This window comes from Metabacillus endolithicus, from assembly GCF_023078335.1.
In the GTDB taxonomy this organism is placed as follows: domain Bacteria; phylum Bacillota; class Bacilli; order Bacillales; family Bacillaceae; genus Metabacillus; species Metabacillus endolithicus.
Genome location: NZ_CP095550.1, coordinates 1,993,978 through 2,012,582, shown reverse-complemented (window position 1 = coordinate 2,012,582; position 18,605 = coordinate 1,993,978). Strand labels below are relative to the sequence as shown.

Annotated in this window: 16 protein-coding genes and 4 pseudogenes; all 20 read left to right on the top strand. The window is 36.7% G+C overall.

Features of this window, described 5'->3' with window-relative positions; genetic code table 11:
- Positions 1 to 35 precede the first annotated feature (35 nt).
- The 20 genes and pseudogenes from MVE64_RS10575 to MVE64_RS10480 all read left to right on the top strand — a co-directional run bounded on the left by MVE64_RS10575 (position 36) and on the right by MVE64_RS10480 (position 18,571).
- Entirely contained in the window at positions 36 to 605 is a 570-nt protein-coding gene (locus tag MVE64_RS10575; protein WP_247346301.1) for a DUF6470 family protein, read from the top strand.
- Between the two features lie 21 nt (positions 606 to 626).
- Positions 627 to 1,069: pseudogene (fliW, locus tag MVE64_RS10570) on the top strand (flagellar assembly protein FliW).
- An 11-nt stretch (positions 1,070 to 1,080) separates the two neighbouring features.
- The gene (gene csrA / locus MVE64_RS10565) at positions 1,081 to 1,308 is read left to right on the top strand and encodes a carbon storage regulator CsrA (protein ID WP_247346299.1); all 228 of its coding nucleotides are present in this window, start codon (positions 1,081 to 1,083) and stop codon (positions 1,306 to 1,308) included.
- A gap of 267 nt (positions 1,309 to 1,575) precedes the next feature.
- A complete protein-coding gene (locus MVE64_RS10560) occupies positions 1,576 to 3,330 on the top strand; it encodes a flagellin N-terminal helical domain-containing protein (RefSeq protein ID WP_247346298.1) in 1,755 nt (584 codons plus the stop codon).
- A 113-nt stretch (positions 3,331 to 3,443) separates the two neighbouring features.
- On the top strand, positions 3,444 to 4,388 hold the full coding sequence (gene fliB, locus MVE64_RS10555; RefSeq protein WP_247346296.1) for a flagellin lysine-N-methylase: 945 nt from the start codon (positions 3,444 to 3,446) through the stop codon (positions 4,386 to 4,388).
- 85 nt (positions 4,389 to 4,473) lie between these two features.
- A complete protein-coding gene (locus tag MVE64_RS10550; protein WP_247346294.1) occupies positions 4,474 to 4,686 on the top strand; it encodes a hypothetical protein in 213 nt (70 codons plus the stop codon).
- 307 nt (positions 4,687 to 4,993) lie between these two features.
- Positions 4,994 to 5,350, top strand: a complete 357-nt coding sequence (gene flaG, locus MVE64_RS10545; RefSeq protein WP_247346291.1) for a flagellar protein FlaG — start codon at positions 4,994 to 4,996, stop codon at positions 5,348 to 5,350.
- 18 nt (positions 5,351 to 5,368) lie between these two features.
- On the top strand, positions 5,369 to 7,399 hold the full coding sequence (gene fliD, locus MVE64_RS10540) for a flagellar filament capping protein FliD (RefSeq protein ID WP_247347029.1): 2,031 nt from the start codon (positions 5,369 to 5,371) through the stop codon (positions 7,397 to 7,399).
- A gap of 12 nt (positions 7,400 to 7,411) precedes the next feature.
- On the top strand, positions 7,412 to 7,813 hold the full coding sequence (gene fliS / locus MVE64_RS10535; RefSeq protein WP_247346288.1) for a flagellar export chaperone FliS: 402 nt from the start codon (positions 7,412 to 7,414) through the stop codon (positions 7,811 to 7,813).
- On the top strand, positions 7,813 to 8,166 hold the full coding sequence (gene fliT / locus MVE64_RS10530) for a flagellar protein FliT (protein WP_247346286.1): 354 nt from the start codon (positions 7,813 to 7,815) through the stop codon (positions 8,164 to 8,166). The genes fliS and fliT overlap by 1 nt, the downstream gene beginning before the upstream one ends.
- A gap of 90 nt (positions 8,167 to 8,256) precedes the next feature.
- Positions 8,257 to 8,559 (top strand): annotated as a pseudogene (locus tag MVE64_RS28290) (DUF8042 domain-containing protein); the annotation flags it as partial.
- A gap of 214 nt (positions 8,560 to 8,773) precedes the next feature.
- A pseudogene (hpf, locus tag MVE64_RS10520) lies at positions 8,774 to 9,324 on the top strand (ribosome hibernation-promoting factor, HPF/YfiA family).
- 57 nt (positions 9,325 to 9,381) lie between these two features.
- Positions 9,382 to 10,280: pseudogene (gene rbsK / locus MVE64_RS10515) on the top strand (ribokinase).
- A 118-nt stretch (positions 10,281 to 10,398) separates the two neighbouring features.
- Complete coding sequence (locus MVE64_RS10510) at positions 10,399 to 10,890, top strand: flagellin (protein ID WP_247346281.1); 492 nt, start codon at positions 10,399 to 10,401, stop codon at positions 10,888 to 10,890.
- Positions 10,803 to 11,513 (top strand): flagellinolysin, encoded by a 711-nt coding sequence (locus tag MVE64_RS10505; protein WP_345740829.1) that lies wholly within the window; start codon positions 10,803 to 10,805, stop codon positions 11,511 to 11,513. Before MVE64_RS10510 ends, MVE64_RS10505 begins: the two co-directional genes overlap by 88 nt.
- Positions 11,514 to 11,518: 5 nt before the next feature.
- Positions 11,519 to 12,196 (top strand): flagellin, encoded by a 678-nt coding sequence (locus tag MVE64_RS27380; RefSeq protein WP_281730474.1) that lies wholly within the window; start codon positions 11,519 to 11,521, stop codon positions 12,194 to 12,196.
- A gap of 395 nt (positions 12,197 to 12,591) precedes the next feature.
- The gene (locus MVE64_RS10495) at positions 12,592 to 12,825 is read left to right on the top strand and encodes a hypothetical protein (protein ID WP_247346276.1); all 234 of its coding nucleotides are present in this window, start codon (positions 12,592 to 12,594) and stop codon (positions 12,823 to 12,825) included.
- 366 nt (positions 12,826 to 13,191) lie between these two features.
- Positions 13,192 to 15,702: a preprotein translocase subunit SecA gene (secA, locus tag MVE64_RS10490; RefSeq protein WP_247346273.1), complete on the top strand. Its 2,511-nt coding sequence runs from the start codon at positions 13,192 to 13,194 to the stop codon at positions 15,700 to 15,702.
- Between the two features lie 130 nt (positions 15,703 to 15,832).
- Positions 15,833 to 16,934 (top strand): peptide chain release factor 2 gene (gene prfB, locus MVE64_RS10485; RefSeq protein ID WP_247346270.1). Its coding sequence is split into 2 segments (ribosomal slippage): positions 15,833 to 15,904 and positions 15,906 to 16,934, totalling 1,101 coding nucleotides; the frame shifts between segments, so codons are not numbered across the junction.
- Between the two features lie 776 nt (positions 16,935 to 17,710).
- Entirely contained in the window at positions 17,711 to 18,571 is an 861-nt protein-coding gene (locus tag MVE64_RS10480; protein ID WP_231309797.1) for a YitT family protein, read from the top strand.
- Positions 18,572 to 18,605: the final 34 nt, after the last annotated feature.

The window sequence follows — 18,605 nt, the reverse complement described above, 5'->3', positions numbered from 1 at the left end:
TAAAAAGATAGCTTTTTTACTAGGAGTGATACAGTATGAAAATACCTCAGATTAGATTAGAAAGTACAAATGCACAAATCAGTATAGAAACGAGAAATGCTGTAAATAATATCGAACAGCCAAAAGCAGATCTATCAATAGAGCAACCAAAAGCGGAATTAATGATGAAAACAACGCCTTCAAAATTAATGATTGATACGTATGAGGCTAGAGCTGACATGGATTTGAAATCAGTTTCCAGAAGGATGGAGGAATTTGCACATAAAGGATACCAAGACCTTCTAGCTGGAGTTGCAAGAAGAGCTAAGCAAGGGGAGGAATTAATGAAAATAGAGCAAAAAAGCAATCCAATAGCAAATCAGGCGAAGCTGAATAGTCAAAAGCCTATGAAAGAGTTTGGACTAGTATTTATCCCCTCGGCAGGTAGTGTGAAGGTGCAATATGAACCCTCTAAGGTAGATATAGATATTAATCAAAGAAAACCTATTATTAACGTACAAGTTAATAAACCTATCTTCCAGTATGAACCTGGTAAGGTAAACATAGGGTTAGAAAAAAGAAATGATTTAAAGATTGATTTTGAAACAATTGATATAAAGGCATAATAAATGTGAGGATGGTGAAGTATGAAGTTAGTAACTAAGTATCATGGCAAGATAGAAGTTAGTGAAAAGGATGTTATCTTCTTTGAACACGGAATACCGAAACTTTTTGAAAGAAAAGCATTTTTTTCTTTTAGAATTGGAGAAAGATTCACCTTTTTTAATTCTCCAATCTAAAACAACTCCTGAATTAGGATTTGTTTTGATGAAATTTCCCCTTTGACTTTTACAAGAATTATGAATTTGAATTACTAGAACAAGATAAAAAACATCTCACACTTAATCATGAAGAAGATATTCTCGTATTTACCATACTAACAGTAAAAGAACCGTTCGAGGAAACAACAGCCAATTTGAAGGCACCGTTAGTCATTAATAAATCAAACAATAAAGCAAAGCAAATTATCTTAAATGATTCTAATTATGAAACAAGACATAAGGTGTTTCAGACAGTAGAACAAAAATAGGAGGTGGAAGTATGCTTGTGTTAACTCGAAGGGTAGGAGAATCTATTCAAATATGTGATCATATCGAAATTAAAGTCATTTCTGTACAAGGAGATCAAATCAAGCTAGGTATTAATGCTCCTAAAGATGTTGATATACATAGAAAGGAGATATACCTGAGTATCCAAGAATCAAATAATGAAGCTGCTTCCGTTAGTACTAATATTTTAGAGCGATTGAATAAAAGCCTCAGGCAATAGTCTGGGGTTTTTGTTTATGTTTGTACATTGTTTAAGTAATACAAAAAATAAATTTATATGTTGTTTTAATAGAATTGTATAGATTTCAAAAAGCTTTGAAATTTTATCTAAAAAAATATAAAAATACTATTAAACAAATTGAAGAAGTGACGATAATAATAGTGTAAGGAAGAATACAATATGGCGGCCGACAGATTGAGTTCTTTCTAAAATATACTTTCATTCACAAGGATGTGAATGAGCCTAAATTCAAGGAGGAAAATTGAAATGAGAATTAATCATAATATCGCTGCATTAAACACTTATCGTCAGTTAAACAGTGCTTCAACTGGTCAATCAAAATCTATGGAGAAGTTATCTTCAGGACTTCGTATTAACCGTGCTGGAGATGACGCTGCAGGTTTAGCGATCTCTGAAAAAATGCGTGGACAAATCCGTGGTTTAGACCAAGCTCAAAGAAATGCTCAGGATGGTATTTCATTAATCCAAACTGCTGAAGGTGCCTTAAACGAGACACATTCTATCCTTCAAAGAATGCGTGAACTAGCAGTTCAATCAAGTAATGATACTAACACTGCCCCAGACAGAGAAGAAATTCAAAAGGAAATGAATCAGTTAACTTCTGAAATTAATCGTATTGGTAACACTACTGAGTTCAATACAATGAAACTATTAAACGGTGACAGAGTTGCAAATTACGAAGTAACTCCAGCTGTTACGACACCAGCTTCAAAAGTAAATGTTACAAAAGCAATTGATCAAACAATTACAGTTGGTTCAGAGCCGGTATCATGGACGAATAGTACTACACAAGCAAAGTTTGATATTACAGTTTCTGGTACAGCGGATAACGGTTTTGATTATTCAGACTTAGCAAATACAGCTAATAAAAACGAAATCACAATTACTAAGAATGGTTCAGATTTTGAAGTTGACTTTGATGGTGTAGATGGTACTGGTGCAACACTTAATATTGCTGCTGACAAAGTAACTTATGATGCGGCTAACGCAAAATACACTTATGACAACCAAGGTATTAGTTTTGAGTTTACTAAAGCACAAGCTGATGCATGGACTGATGGAGAAGCTGTAACGATTGATTTAAATGTTGATGATACAGCTAACTTTAATGGGCAAGGTACATTCTCTACTGAGCCAACAAATCAAACGTTAACATTAACTGGTACTGGCAATACTTCATCTATTACAGGATTCACAGTTACTGAGGCAAATGCGATGGAAAATATTGATAAAATTGATGTTGCTTGGGATGAATCATCTAAAACATTTACAGCATCATTATATGAAGGCACTACTAAAAAGTCAGAGACAACATTCTCACTAGATGCTGGTGAAACACTAAATTATAATGAAAATGGAATCGAATTTACATTTAGTGCAGTTTCTGGTGGCGGTTCTGGAACTGCAGCAGGTTCATTTAATCTAGAAACTGATACAAAAGAGGTTGAGGTTGCTCCACAAGTAACTACACCTGCAGTAACAGAAGACCGTACACTTACTTTCCAAATCGGTGCAAATGCTGGTCAATCTATGAGTGTTGAAGTGGCAGATATGAGAGCAAATGCACTTAATATCTCTTCTACAAAAGCTGGAGATGAAAAATCAGTTGTAGATGGTCAAGGAAACACAATCAAAGCGCATTATGTATCAACGGATAAAAGTGTTACAAATGGAACAAATAACACTGGTACAGAATATGCTCTAGATGTGTCTGATGCAAAGAATGCAACTGCTGCTGTAGCTGTGTTAGATGAAGCAATCGCAAGTGTTTCTGCTGAGCGTTCAAAACTAGGTTCTTATCAGAATCGTTTAGAGCACACTATTAACAACTTAGGTACATCTTCTGAAAACTTAACTGCTGCTGAATCTCGTATTCGTGACGTAGATATGGCGAAAGAAATGATGAATCAAACTAAGAATTCAATTCTTTCTCAAGCAGCTCAAGCCATGTTAGCTCAAGCTAATCAACAACCACAAGGTGTACTTCAATTACTACGTTAATTGTTACAAAAGGGATTGGGACTTCCCAATCCCTTTTTATTATGAATCTTAAAATGAGCATCTCAATATTGGGTTGCTAATTTTAGAATTCGTATCAAAAAGGAGAATTGAGAATGAAAACATTAAATAAACAAGTAACACTTGTTCCTCAGTATATGAATAAATTCTCTTGTATAGGTTCTGAATGTGAAGATTCTTGCTGCAGTGGTTGGAAGGTAACAATAGACCAACCGACATATAAAAAATATAAAAAATCGCGCCATATAGAACTTAAAGAATTATTTGATAAAAATATAATTCGAAATCGCTCAAATCCTTCAGAAGCTGACTATGCCAAAATTAAATTGGATAAAGGAGGAAACTGTCCATTTTTAAGTGAAGAAAAGTTATGTAGAGTACAAATGAATTTAGGAGAAGAAAACTTATCTACTACATGTACAACTTATCCGCGATCTAATCACTTAATTGATGGAATTATAGAACGTTCTCTTACATTGTCTTGCCCTGAAGCTGCACGACTTGCATTATTAGAACCAAATGGTATTGAGTTTGATGAGGTTGAAAATGCAGTAGAGTCAAATATATTTATCTCCAAAAAATTTAAGGGTGACAGTCCTGCAAATAATGGTAAACCTGCTCAATATTTCTGGGAGCTACGTTTTTTTACCATTCAACTGTTACAAAATAGAAATTACTCGATAGAAGATCGTCTCGTTATTTTAGGTATGTTTTTAAAAAAGGTACAAGAAATAATAAGTCTTAATAAGGTGAATGATATCCCCCAGATTATTGGGCAATATGTGAAGGTTATTGATGAAGGGTCACTAAGAAAGGAATTAGATAATATTCCTACACAAAATCGTATTCAGATGAAGTTAACGAAGGCAATTATTGATCGCCGATTTTTAGATGGTGTTAATAGTCCAAGATTTATAGAATGTTTGAAAGAAAGTCTTATGGGAATGGGGTATATTACAAATGCATCAATGAGCGAAGTGACAGATAAGTACAACCATGCCTTTGAGACATATTATAGTACCTTTCTTTCAAGAACATGAGTATATCTTTGAAAATTATTTGGTGAATTATGTATTTAAAAACCTATTTCCTTTAGGGAAAAAATCTGTATATGATGATTATGTAATGTTAGTAATACATTACTCAATGATAAAACTTCTACTTATTGGATTGTCTAGCTATCATAACGGTTTAACAACCGATATTGTTATCAAATTGATCCAATCTTTTGCCAAAACAGTAGAACATAATGGTCAATTCTTAACAAAGGTATTGGATATCTTAAAGGATGAAGGATATACTTCACTAGCGTTTATGGCTATTTTAATTAAGAACTAATTTCATAATAATAACACTAAAAAAGGCTCTTAACCGTATAGAGTCTTTTTTTATGTTATTATCCACTATTACAGGTGTTTGGAGATTTTTTGCGCTTCACGAACTTTCAACTCTACTTACTAAAAGATTGAAAATTAGTACCTATAAGATATTAAAAATAATTTCAGTTCTTGCTTAAATTAGCATTTCAAAAACATTTTACTACAATTAACCCTCTTTAAATAATAATGAATGAGGTTTTTATTAAACATTAAAATGTTTCGACCGATATATTAATTAGAACAATTAATTTTGAGGAGTGTTTTACATGTCGATAGAGAAACTATCTTCACAGCCAGCACTTCACACCTTAGATAATACTAAAACTCCTGGCGAACATACTAATTCATATGAAATTAAACATGATCATTCTGAAGAAGAGAAAATTCATAAGAACTATTCTAAGAAAGAATTGGAACATATTATTGATGGGATTAATGAGATGCTTCAACCATCGAATACACACCTGAAATTTGAATTACACGAGGAATTAAACGAGTATTATGTAACTATAATTAATGACTATACGAACGAAGTTGTTCGAGAAATTCCATCAAAAAAGTGGTTAGACATATATGCGTCCATGACAGAGTTTGTTGGACTTTTAGTCGATAGGAAAATCTAGGAGGTAGAAAATGTGGCAATGAGAATTGGTGGACTTGCTAGTGGAATGGATACAGACACGATCGTATCAGATTTAATGAAGGCAGAACGTTTACCATTAGACAAGTTAACAAAGAAAAAACAACAGATTGAATGGCAACGTGATGCTTATCGAGACATGAATACTCTCCTTTTAAACTTTCGAAATCAAACCTTTGATATGAAATTATCGTCAAATTTCAGAGCTCGAACAGTGACTTCTTCAAATGAGAGTAAAGTATTAGCAGTTGCAAAGAGTGCTGCTGATTTATCATCATTTTCGATATCAAAAATTGATCAACTTGCTACTGCTGCAACTAAAGTAAATGCGGGGGCAATTTCAAAGGATCCATCCACTAAAATAGATCCAACTAAAAGTCTTTATAGTGTGAAAGACAGTTTCTTAAACTCTAATTTTGGATGGGATACTGGAAGTGTTGAATCACAAACACTAGTTGCAGGAGCTACAAACAAATTAACACTAGCTAACGGAATTAAACTTCAAAATATTACCACAAACACATCAGTTAAAGTTGATGGCAAATCTTATGAAGTTGTAACTGGAGACGGAGTTGTACCAGCCACTGGACAAGTCCATGTTGATGAAGCTGGAAACCTGCAGTTTTTTGATACCATTAGAAGTGGGGCGACAATCAAGGTTGACTATGTTGCAGATAAGAGAGTTGAAACATTTAAGCCATCCTCTGAATTTCAACAAATACAAGTTGCCAGAGGCCCAGTTTCCTTGGATGATTCTATCACTGTTACTATAAATGGAAACGAATATAAAAATACCGATTCGAATAATAAAGGTAATTTGATAGGTGCAGATGGTAGTGTTTTTGCAACCATTACTGAAGATGGAAAAATTGATTTTGTTGAGAATAAGTTAGCAAAGGATACAGAAGTAACAGTTTCCTATGAACAAAGATATTTTGCTTTTGACCTGGGTGCTCATACCTCTAAAGGTGAGGTAAATGAGAGATTTCTTATTCAAGGATCTGAGTCACTTAATTCAGTTTTAAGTAAAATATCATCTTCAAATGCTGGTGTTTCAGCATTTTATGACTCTCAAACAGACCGAGTGACTCTTACTCGTAAAGAAACAGGTGATTTTAATGAAACTGGGGACGAAATCATTACATCACCTGGGTTTCTTAATAATATATTAAGATTCGGAAGTGGAATAGAGTCAGGTGGAGAAAATGCTAAATTCACTATAAACGGCTTAAGTACAGAACGTTCTTCTAACACGTTTGAAATGAACGGCGTTACGTTTACATTAAAAGATAAATTATCGGATACAGAACCAAGAATTTCAATAAATGTTGCGAATGACACAAGTAAAGTGGTAGAAAATATCACAAAGTTTGTTAATTCATACAATGAACTAATTGGAAAAATGCAATCTAGCGTAAATGAGACAAAATATAAGGACTACCAACCATTAACAGATGCTGAACGAGAAGACCTTACAGATAAACAACAAGAGAAATGGGAAGAAATGGCTAAAAGTGGATTGTTAAGAAGGGATTCTTTGCTTACCGGTCTGCTATCAAAAATGCGTACAGATTTTTATACACCCGTTACCAACTCATCTGTTGATTCAAAGTTTAAACAACTAGCAAATATTGGGATTACTACTACAGCAAACTACATGGAGGGTGGAAAGCTTACAATTGATGAGGATACACTTCGTAAAGCGATAGAAGAAAATCCAGATTCCGTAGAAAAGCTATTTACAAGTAGTGGTACAACAAGCGGAGAACAAGGTATTCTAACACGCTTATATGACAGTCTCACAAATACGATGAACAATATAAAAACAAAAGCGGGTAATTCTAATTCCACTAATAACACGTTCACATTAGGGAAAAACCTGAATAATATTGAAAATTCTATTACACGTTTTGAAGATCGATTAAAACAAGTAGAAAGCCGTTACTGGTCTCAATTCACAGCAATGGAAAAAGCAATCCAAAACTCAAATAATCAAATGTCTTATCTCATGCAGCAATTCTCAACGCAATAAGGAGGAAATAACATGGCAATGAATAATCCTTACGCAGCTTATCAACAAAATTCAGTAGCAACTGCATCACCAGGTGAAGTTACTCTTATGCTATATAATGGCTGCCTAAAATTTATAAAACAGGCTTCTCAAGCAATCGAAAATAATAATATTGAAGAGAAAAATACAAATATACAAAAAGTTCAAAAAATTATAACAGAGCTTATGGTTACTCTAAATATGGATCTTGATATCTCTAAAAATATGATTGTCATGTATGACTATATTAATCATCGATTAACAGAGTCAAATGTAAAGAATGATCGTTCAATCTTAACAGAGGTAGAAGGCTTAGTGGAAGAATTCCGTGACACATGGAAACAAGTAATCCAAATTAACCGCCAACAACAACACGGTCAAGGTGGACAAGCATAGTGAGTTCTTTAGAAAAAGTATACGGAATAACCGAGCAGCTTTTTCAATTAGTTACTCGTCCGTTGATCACAGAAGAAAGAGATGACTTGGTTTCGCAAATTAATCAATTAATTAGCACAAGAGAACAATTCATAAGTGGTGTTCAGCCACCGTTTGGACCAAAGGACATGCAAATGTATGAACAGCTTATGATCTGGAATGAAACAATCAATGAAAAATTTGCTTTTATCAAGTCACAAATACAACAAGATATGACGCAATTAAAGAAGTCAAAAGCAACGAATCAACAGTATGTAAATCCGTATCAGAATGTTTCCTCGAGTGATGGAATGTTCTACGACAAAAGAAAATAGGTGACCCATGGAAACTTTAACAACAGATCAATATCAGATGATTACTTATTATTTTCATCTTTTAAATACAATTGAAGAGGCTTTGATTATGTAAACGAAGGCTTTAACAACTTATCGAATACTGAAAGTGACCGTATTTTTTCAGATATTCTTGTTGCCTTCAACCACATAGACTCTTCAAATCCAACAATCATTGCAAGCTTGAACGATGAACAAAACCTTTCAGAAGAAGTGAATAAATTTGATATCGTGATTAAGGAATTAGAGGGTCTTGAACAATTTTTCATGGACTCAGAAAAGAAACATCACTATATCAAAAATCAACTTACACCAGCATTTGTAGCATGGAAAGAATCTGTTCAAAAGAAGCTGCAACCATATATCACGAACTAACAAAAAAACTCGTCTACAAAGGCGAGTTTTTTACATGTATGTAAGGCCTCCAACATATATTATCTTTACACAACCTTCACAATCTTAACCGGATCAAACACCATTCTACAAAATCTACAAAATTTTTCAAATTATTTTTCAGTTTAGGCAGGAGACAAGCAGGGAAGTATAGAAGTAGTAGTACATAGCTTTATCATAAAGGAGGAGTTCAATCATGAGATATAACGTCAGAGGGGAAAACATTGAAATAACTCCAGCATTAAGAGAATATGCAGAAAAGAAAATTGGTAAGCTTGAAAGATACTTTGAAGAGGATGTTAATGCAAATGTTAACGTAAATCTGAAGTATTATAATGATCAAGAATCTAAAATTGAAGTGACGATTCCGATGACAGATCTAGTGTTACGTGCCGAAGAGAATCACCAGGATATGTACGCAGCCATTGATCTAGTAGTGAATAAATTAGAACGTCAAATTCGTAAGCATAAAACAAAAGTAAATCGTAAGGTCCGCGAGCAAGGTGCTCCTATATTTTTAGTAACTATCAAGGCGAAGGTAATCAACCAATTGAGGAAGACGAAGACCATGAGGTAGTTCGTACGAAACGTTTCGACCTTAAGCCGATGGATGCTGAGGAAGCAATTCTTCAAATGGATATGCTAGGACATAATTTCTTTGTCTATACAGATGCTAAAACAAATACGACAAGTGTCGTGTACAAGCGTAAAGATGGAAAATATGGCTTGATTGAGCCAACTGTATAATATGAAAACAGCACCTTCCGAGGTGCTGTTTTCGTTTATAAAAGGAGGATTTCTAAAATGAAGGAGCAAAAGGTTTTAGTTATCGGCAGTATTAATATGGATCTTGTTACACAATCAAATATCGTTCCAAAAGTTGGTGAAACTGTTTTGGGGACTTCATTTTTCACAAATCCAGGAGGAAAAGGGGCTAATCAAGCCGTTGCAGCAGCAAAACTTGGAGCATATGTCACCATGCTTGGGTGTGTCGGTGAAGATTCTTTCGGAAAAGATTTATTAGAGAATTTTAAATGTCATGGTGTAAATACAAAGTATATAAAAACAATTTCGAACACATCAACAGGTATTGCGAGTATTACCTTATCAGAAGGAGATAACAGTATCATTGTTGTTCCAGGTGCAAATCACAAACTAACACCTGAAATGGTCAGGGAGAATGAAAAAATTATTGCAGAAGCAGACATCTTACTTCTTCAGTTAGAAATTCCCCTGAAAGTGTTATTGAATCAGTGGAACTGGCTAAAAAATATGATATTCCTGTTATTTTAAACCCTGCACCAATTCAAGCATTATCCAAAGAGTTACTATTTGATGTTACTTACATAACTCCAAATGAGCATGAACAAAGAAGTCTGCTTACAAGTGATATATTAACTTTAGAAGAAGTTGAGCAAATAAAGAAAAAATGCATTGTTACACACGGGTCAAAAGGTGTACTAATTTATCAAAACCAGGAGGAACTAATCCCTAGTTACAAGGTTGAGGTAGTAGATTCCACAGGAGCGGGAGATTGCTTTAATGGGGCATTGGCTTATTCACTAAGTATGGGGACAGAACTACATGAGGCATGCCGATTCGCTAATGCAGTTGCTGCTCTCTCGGTTACCAAGCTTGGTGCACAAGCAGGAATGTCAAATTTAGAGGAAGTAGATATATTCATTAAAGAACATGAGAGATAAAAGTTGTGTATATTTCCAAGAATTTCTCATTTTTATAGTAAAAAAGTATTAATTATTCCTGAAAATTGACGATAAGAGGTATGATGATTAAAAATCTTATACTATCGGTGAGTAGCTTATGAACATACGAAATAATTTGCAAGCAAATGGAATAGTTAATATTTTATCAAAAAATCAAAACTTAATAGGAAAATCTATGCAAAAGCTTTCTTCTGGATTACGTATTAATAATGCTGCAGATGATTCAGCCGGTCTAGCTATTTCGGAAAAGATGAGAGCACAAATCCGAGGACTTGAACAAAATAGCAGAAATATTCAGGACGGAATTTCGATGCTACAAGTAGTTGATGGTGGTATGAATGAAATACATTCACTGTTACAAAGGGGAAGAGAGCTATCTGTTCAAGCGGCAAATGATACTCTAACAAGTGATGATAAAGGAGAATTACAAAAAGAGGTTACAGAAATATTAGACGAAATTGATAATATAGCCAACACGACCCATTTTAATGGAATTAGGCTATTAAACAAGGGGGAATTATTGCTCCTCCACCAGCAGGTAGTGGTGGAGAGACTACTCCAGATTCTCCGCAAACAGGTGGTACCGTAAACCCAGACCCTGCATTAACAGATGAACAAAAAATTATCGAGACATTAAGAAGATCTATGCTTGAACAATCTGAAAAGATGGTTGAAGAAGCTTTCGGTATAGTGGCAGACGGAGCTGATTTGAAAGTTATGTTTCAAAGTACAGATTCTAATGCATTAGCGTCAGTTGCATATTATGTAGGTTCAGACGGTAAGGGAGAAAACCTTGAGCTTCGAATTGAAGTGGATGATTTTCTACCGGCAACCTGGCCCGATGGTGGAACAGCACCAATCTATAATGACCGAATAATTGCACACGAGATGACACATGCCATAATGGCAAGAAGTATGAATTATGGGTCATTGCCAAAATGGTTTAAAGAAGGAACTGCAGAGTTTATTCATGGTGGAGATGAGCGTGTTGCAGGTGATTTATACTGGAATGGTGGAAACGAACAAGATATTGTTGATGCGATAGGAAATGGGACTGATACGCAATGGACAAACGATAGTAAACATTATTCTTCAGCATATGTGGCTGTTAGGTATCTACATGAACAAATTAAAAATGCTGGAGGAAATGGGATCAAAGATGTTATGCACTATCTTTCCACGAACGATTCAGCAACTTTAGATGAAGCCTGAAGAAGATGATTCCGTCTGGCTCATATGTGGGCGGAATAACAGATTTCGCTATAAATTACAGTGCAAATGGAGCTGGATTTCTTAGTTCTATGAATCTTACAAATGCAGACACCGGTGCAATCGGTGGTTACGACGCAGATGGAGGAGCAGTAAAGAATGCCAAAGACGTTGTTACCGATATTGATAATGTACAGGATAATCCATTAGGAAATTTTAATATTATCTGGCCTACCGGCACAACAAGTAGTACAGGAACAACATCATCGCCAATGATAAACCAACTAATTTCATATAACCGCTCTATATCTATTCAAACAGGACCAAAGGGCGGAGAGTCTATTTCATTTCAACTTGCAACAGTGACTACTGAAAATTTAAATGTGGATGAGATTGATGTAAAGGATAGTGCCGAAGAGGCTATATCTTTATTTGATACTGCCATTAATGAAGTTTCCAGTGAACGTAGTAGGTTTGGTGCCATGCAAAATCGTCTTGAATATGCTTTAAATCAAACAAATAACTATGCTGAAAACCTACAATCTTCTGAATCTCGTATTAGAGATGTTGATATGGCAAGAGAAATGATGACATTGACAAAACAGAATGTATTAAATCAAGCCGCACAAGCCATGTTAGCTCAAGCAAATCAGAAGCCACAAGCTGTGTTACAGCTTTTATCATAAAGTTACCCCTCATTGATTTGAGGGGTTATTTTATTTTGTTGACCTAGGGTCGATTTTTTTACTAGAACTGTTATCGACAAGCTTAAGGCCGTCCAGATACACCATACCAGTTGGGGGAATTTGGGTGTGGCACAGGCAACGTTCACCAAAGAAGCATGTTAATTTGCTGCTCTTTCTGTCACCAAGCTATGCGCTCAATCAGGTATGCGAACATTAGAAGAAGTAGAAAAAATGATAGCTCAAGTATGAATTGGCTGTTAGATAAATTTCAGTTGTTCCATAGTCTAGCAATTATGTAAAGTTATTGTAAATTCGCTTATTTATCATAAAATCGTGTAGAGGCTGTATCTTTATTCCGTTATAATGGGAGTGTTGATAGAGAAGGAGGTGGTACCATGGAACAGGAAACAATGGTGAAAGAGATCCTCAATGAATTAAAATTAAATATAGATCAAAGGTTTAAAAAAGTAGATGAAAGACTCGACAGAATTGAGGGACGATTAGGTAGAATAGAGAAGAAAATGGATGGCATTCGTGTTGAATTAACAGAAACGCAGGAAACGGTAGATTTTATTTCTGTTAAAACGTTACAACATGAAAAGAAGCTACGTGAATTAAAACAATCATAAATCACTATTGCCACTAGACCCTCGAGTATACCTCCTATTGCTCCTACTAACAATGCCATCTAGCGAATAAACTACCATAAATTATACAAAACTTACTAAGATATTATTTAGTAAGTTTTTTTATTGCAAAGGGGAGTGCTATATTCGATTACAAACGGGTTCTTCCATCGACAAACTTCGGCTCGTGCCAGGCACCACCCGAAGTTCTACCGACAAAATCCGGGAAGTGCCACAAAAGCCCCTTCCCACCCCTAACCCGTAACCGTCACCCGCCTGTTGCCCCACAACCCCAACTAGTGCTAAAATAAGGAATAGACGAAACTTACATAAAAGCAATTTCACTCTAAACACAGAGGAGCGTATTAGATGCTTGGAATTTTGAATAAGGTGTTTGATTTTAATAAACGTGCGTTAAATCGTTATGAGAAGATGGCTGATCAGATTGATGCGCTTAGCGGTCAGATGAATGGCTTATCTGATGAGCAATTAAAGGCTAAAACAGAAGAGTTTAAAGGTCGTGTAGCGAATGGTGAATCGCTAGATCATCTTTTAATAGAAGCATTTGCTGTTGTTCGTGAGGCAGCGAAGCGTGTGTTGGGGTTATACCCGTACAAGGTTCAGTTAATGGGGGGTATTTCCTTACATGAAGGGAATATTTCTGAGATGAAAACAGGGGAAGGTAAAACATTAACTTCCACAATGCCTGTTTATTTAAATGCGCTTTCTGGTGAAGGTGTGCATGTTGTCACGGTCAATGAATACCTAGCTAGTCGTGATGCACATGAAATGGGTCAACTCTACGAATTCTTAGGCTTAACAGTAGGTCTTAACTTGAATTCTTTGGATAAAGATGAAAAGCGTGAAGCATATGCTGCAGACATTACCTATTCAACAAACAATGAACTAGGTTTTGATTATTTACGTGATAACATGGTTCTTTATCGTGAACAAATGGTACAGCGTCCGCTTAACTTTGCCGTAATCGATGAGGTTGACTCGATCTTAGTCGATGAAGCGAGAACTCCGTTAATTATTTCGGGACAAGCGGCCAAATCTACTAAGCTTTACATTCAAGCAAACGGCTTTGTTCGTCAGCTTAAACAAGAGGACGATTTCACATATGATGTGAAAACAAAGGCTGTTCAGTTAACCGAAGATGGTATGACAAAGGCGGAAAAAGCGTTTGGCATTGAAAATCTTTTTGATATTTCACATGTGGCATTACTTCACCACATTAACCAAGCACTAAAAGCACAGTTTGTTATGCAAAATGATGTTGATTATGTGGTAGACGAAGGACAAGTTGTCATCGTTGACTCGTTCACAGGTCGTTTAATGAAGGGCCGTCGTTACAGTGACGGTCTGCACCAAGCGATTGAAGCAAAAGAAGGTCTTGAAATTCAAAACGAAAGCATGACACTTGCAACGATTACGTTCCAAAACTACTTCCGTATGTACAAAAAGCTGTCTGGTATGACAGGTACAGCGAAAACGGAAGAAGAAGAGTTCCGTAATATTTACAACATGCAGGTTGTTGCGATTCCAACGAACAAACCGATTGCTCGTGATGATAGAGCAGATTTAGTTTACCGTTCAATGGAAGGGAAATTCCGTGCTGTTGTTGAGGAAGTTAAACAACGTTATGACCTTGGTCAGCCTGTACTAGTTGGTACAGTTGCCGTTGAAACATCTGAGTTAATTTCTCAGCTTCTTAAGAAAAAAGGTGTTCCGCATCATGTCTTGAATGCGAAAAATCATGAAAAAGAAGCAGAAATCATCGAGAATGCCGGTCAACGTGGCTCTGTTACGATTGCGACAAACATGGCTGGTCGTGGTACGGATATCAAGCTTGGCGAAGGCGTTCGTGAGGCTGGCGGTTTAGCCGTAATCGGTACGGAGCGTCACGAATCTCGTCGTATTGATAACCAGCTTCGTGGACGTTCTGGTCGTCAGGGAGATCCTGGTATCACTCAATTCTATCTTTCAATGGAAGATGAATTGATGCGCCGTTTCGGTTCAGAAAACATGATGAACATGATGGATCGCCTAGGTATGGACGATACTCAACCAATTCAAAGTAAAATCGTTTCACGTGCCGTTGAATCTGCACAAAAACGTGTTGAAGGAAATAACTTTGATGCACGTAAGCAGCTTTTACAATATGACGATGTTCTTCGTCAGCAGCGTGAAGTTATTTATAAGCAACGTTTCGAGGTTCTTGATTCTGACAACCTCCGTGAAATTGTTGAGAAAATGCTAAAATCAACGATCGAACGTGCAGTAGGCATGTACACTCCTAAAGAGGAAGTAGAAGAAGATTGGAACTTAGAAGGCATCATCGACTATATGAATGCAAACATTCTTACAGAAGATGAGCTTGCTGTTTCAGATCTTCGCCGTAAAGATCCTGAGGAAATGTCTGAGATGATCTACAAAAAAGCACTTGCACACTATGATGCGAAAGAAGCAGACTTTGGCGAAGAGCAAATGCGTGAATTCGAAAAAGTTATTCTTCTTCGTGCAGTTGATACAAAATGGATGGATCACATCGATGCGATGGATCAGCTTCGTCAAGGTATCCATTTACGTGCTTACGGACAAAACGATCCTTTACGCGAATACCAAATGGAAGGCTTCGCTATGTTTGAAAACATGATCGCTTCAATCGAAGAAGATGTAGCGAAGTACATCATGAAGGCACAAATCCGCAACAACCTTGAGCGTCAAGAGGTGGCAAAAGGGCAAACTGCTGTTCACGCGAAAGAAGGCGATGAACCAGTTAAGAAAAAACCAACTCGTAAAGTTGTGGAAATTGGCCGTAATGATGCATGTATTTGCGGTAGCGGAAAGAAATACAAAAACTGCTGTGGTCAATAATAAACTAGCCTTTAGCTAATGAAACGTATATAATAGAACATTATCAAAGAGAGAGGTGCCACCACCTCTCTCTTGTTGCGAATAAAGATTAGCACCTTTTCAATATAAATATATAAATGGAGTGACTTTCATGGAATTAGTAGAAATTCGTCAAGAGCTCGAAAAAACAGCTAAACGTTTAGCGGACTTTAGGGGGTCTCTTTGACCTCGATATAAAAGAAGCACGAATTCAACAGCTTGAAGCGCAAATGACCGCACCCGATTTCTGGGATAATCAAAACGCTGCACAAGCTGTTATTAATGAAACAAATGCATTAAAAGAAATGGTGGACCAATTCCACGAACTTCACGAATCATATGAAAATCTTCAATTAACATATGAACTTGTTAAAGAAGAAGATGATGAAGATTTACGTGAAGAACTAGTTACCGAAATAAAAGATTTAGTTTCGAAGCTAAATGACTTTGAACTTCAGTTGCTATTAAGCGAACAACATGACAAAAACAACGCAATCCTTGAGCTTCATCCGGGCGCAGGTGGTACAGAGTCTCAGGACTGGGGCTCAATGCTACTTCGTATGTACACACGCTGGGCAGAGAAAAAAGGTTTCAAGGTTGAAACACTTGATTACTTACCTGGTGATGAAGCGGGTATTAAAAGTGTTACACTTTTAATCAAGGGCCATAACGCATACGGTTATTTAAAAGCTGAAAAAGGTGTACACCGCCTTGTTCGTATTTCTCCATTCGACTCATCAGGCCGTCGTCATACTTCGTTCGTTTCTTGTGAAGTTATGCCTGAATTTAATGAAGAAATCGACATTGAAATTCGTACAGAAGACCTGAAAGTTGATACGTACCGTGCAAGTGGTGCCGGCGGTCAGCATATCAATACAACAGACTCAGCTGTTCGTATTACCCATACACCAACTAACATCGTTGTAACGTGTCAAACGGAACGTTCACAGATTAAAAACCGTGAACGCGCAATGAAAATGCTTCAAGCAAAGCTTTATCAAAAGCGTATTGAAGAGCAAGAAGCAGAGCTTGCTGAAATCCGTGGTGAGCAAAAAGATATAGGTTGGGGAAGCCAAATTCGTTCTTATGTTTTCCACCCGTATTCCATGGTTAAAGACCACCGTACAAACACAGAGATCGGAAACGTTCATGCTGTTATGGACGGAGAGCTTGATCCGTTTATTGACGCGTATTTACGTTCGAAGATTCAATAATATAGTGATGAAAATCGCTCAGAGTTTGATTGCTCCTTTTTACAAGGAGGGCAGTCAGTTCTGGGCGTTTTTTCTTTATCAAATTTGTTGATTTATATTAATTTGAGTGAGTGAAGCTAGATATAGTAGCAGAAAGAACGGTTTAACTTTAAAAGAGACTCACTTAAAAGACTATTTGAAAAAGAAATCATATTTTTAGTTTTATGAAGACCAAAGCCAGCAGCCGAAGCAAACGAAATGTACTTCATAAGTGAGATGAAGACCAAAACAAGCATCCGGAGCAAGCAAAACCTACTTCATTAGTGAGATGAAGACCAAAACGAGCGCTCCGAGTAAGTGAAATGTACTTCATAAAGGAGATGAAGACCAAAAACAGCAGTCCGAGCCGGCGAAATGTACTTCATAAGGGGGATGAAGACCAAAACCAGCAGTCCGAGCAAGCGAAATGTACTTCATAAGGGGGATGAAGACCAAAACGAGCAGTCCGAGCAAGCCAAATATACTTCATAAAGAAGATGAAGACCAAAACCACCGGGCCAAGCCAGTCAAATGTACTTCATACCCGCAGCAATACAAACTCGCCCCCACACAAAAACACCACCACCCCCATAATTTCCCCCACAATAGCAAACACTAAAAAAAATCCCACCACCACTTAATTTCTTTACCTCGTTACCACGTTATTTAGGTGTTATTCACAGATAAAATCACGGGTGCTATACTCATCTAGGGCAAGGATAGCATTGTTTAAAAAGGAGGGTAACAAAGCAATGAATATGCGAAAAAGAAATGATACATATAATCCTACATTAGAAAAGATACTTGAGTACGTCTACATACTAGTTGGCTCATCGTTTGTTGCGATTGGATTCAACTTATTTTTACTGCCAAACCGGGTTGCATCTGGTGGAGTGAGTGGAATTAGTACGATCCTTGATGCGACGTTTGGTTTTGAGCCGGCCTATGTTCAGTGGGCATTTAATATACCACTATTTATTGCCGGTGTTATTTTACTAGGAAAGCAATTTGGGATCAAAACTCTCATTGGTACCATTTTTGTCCCACTAGTCGTTTACCTAACAAGAAACTGGGAGCCAGCAACAATGGACCCTCTACTAGGATCTCTTTTCGGAGGAATTTGTATAGGACTTGGCCTCGGTATCGTATTCCGGGGCAAAGCGTCAACAGGTGGAACTGACCTAGCTGCGCAAATCATTCATAAATACACAGGTCTGTCACTTGGTACTTGTGTTGCACTTATTGATGGTCTAATCGTTCTATCAGCAGCATTCGTTTTTGATATTGAAAGAGGACTTTATGCTTTAGTTGGTTTATATGTGACGAGCAAAACGATTGATATTGTGCAAATTGGTCTCGGGCGTTCGAAGATGACGATGATTATTACAAACAAACAGGCCGAGGTTCAGGATGCGATCCTCACCGAAATCGACCGTGGCGTTACTAGACTTGCAGCACATGGCGGGTTCACAAATAATGAGAGACCAGTCCTCATGTGTGTAGTTGATCAAACGGAATTCACAAAATTGAAACAACTGGTACGAAGTATCGATCCGCACGCATTTGTGACAGTTACAGATGCTTCTGAGGTGCTTGGTGAAGGTTTCAAAAGAGTGTAGATAGGTTATAATAATCCTTGAATTGACTCTTTTT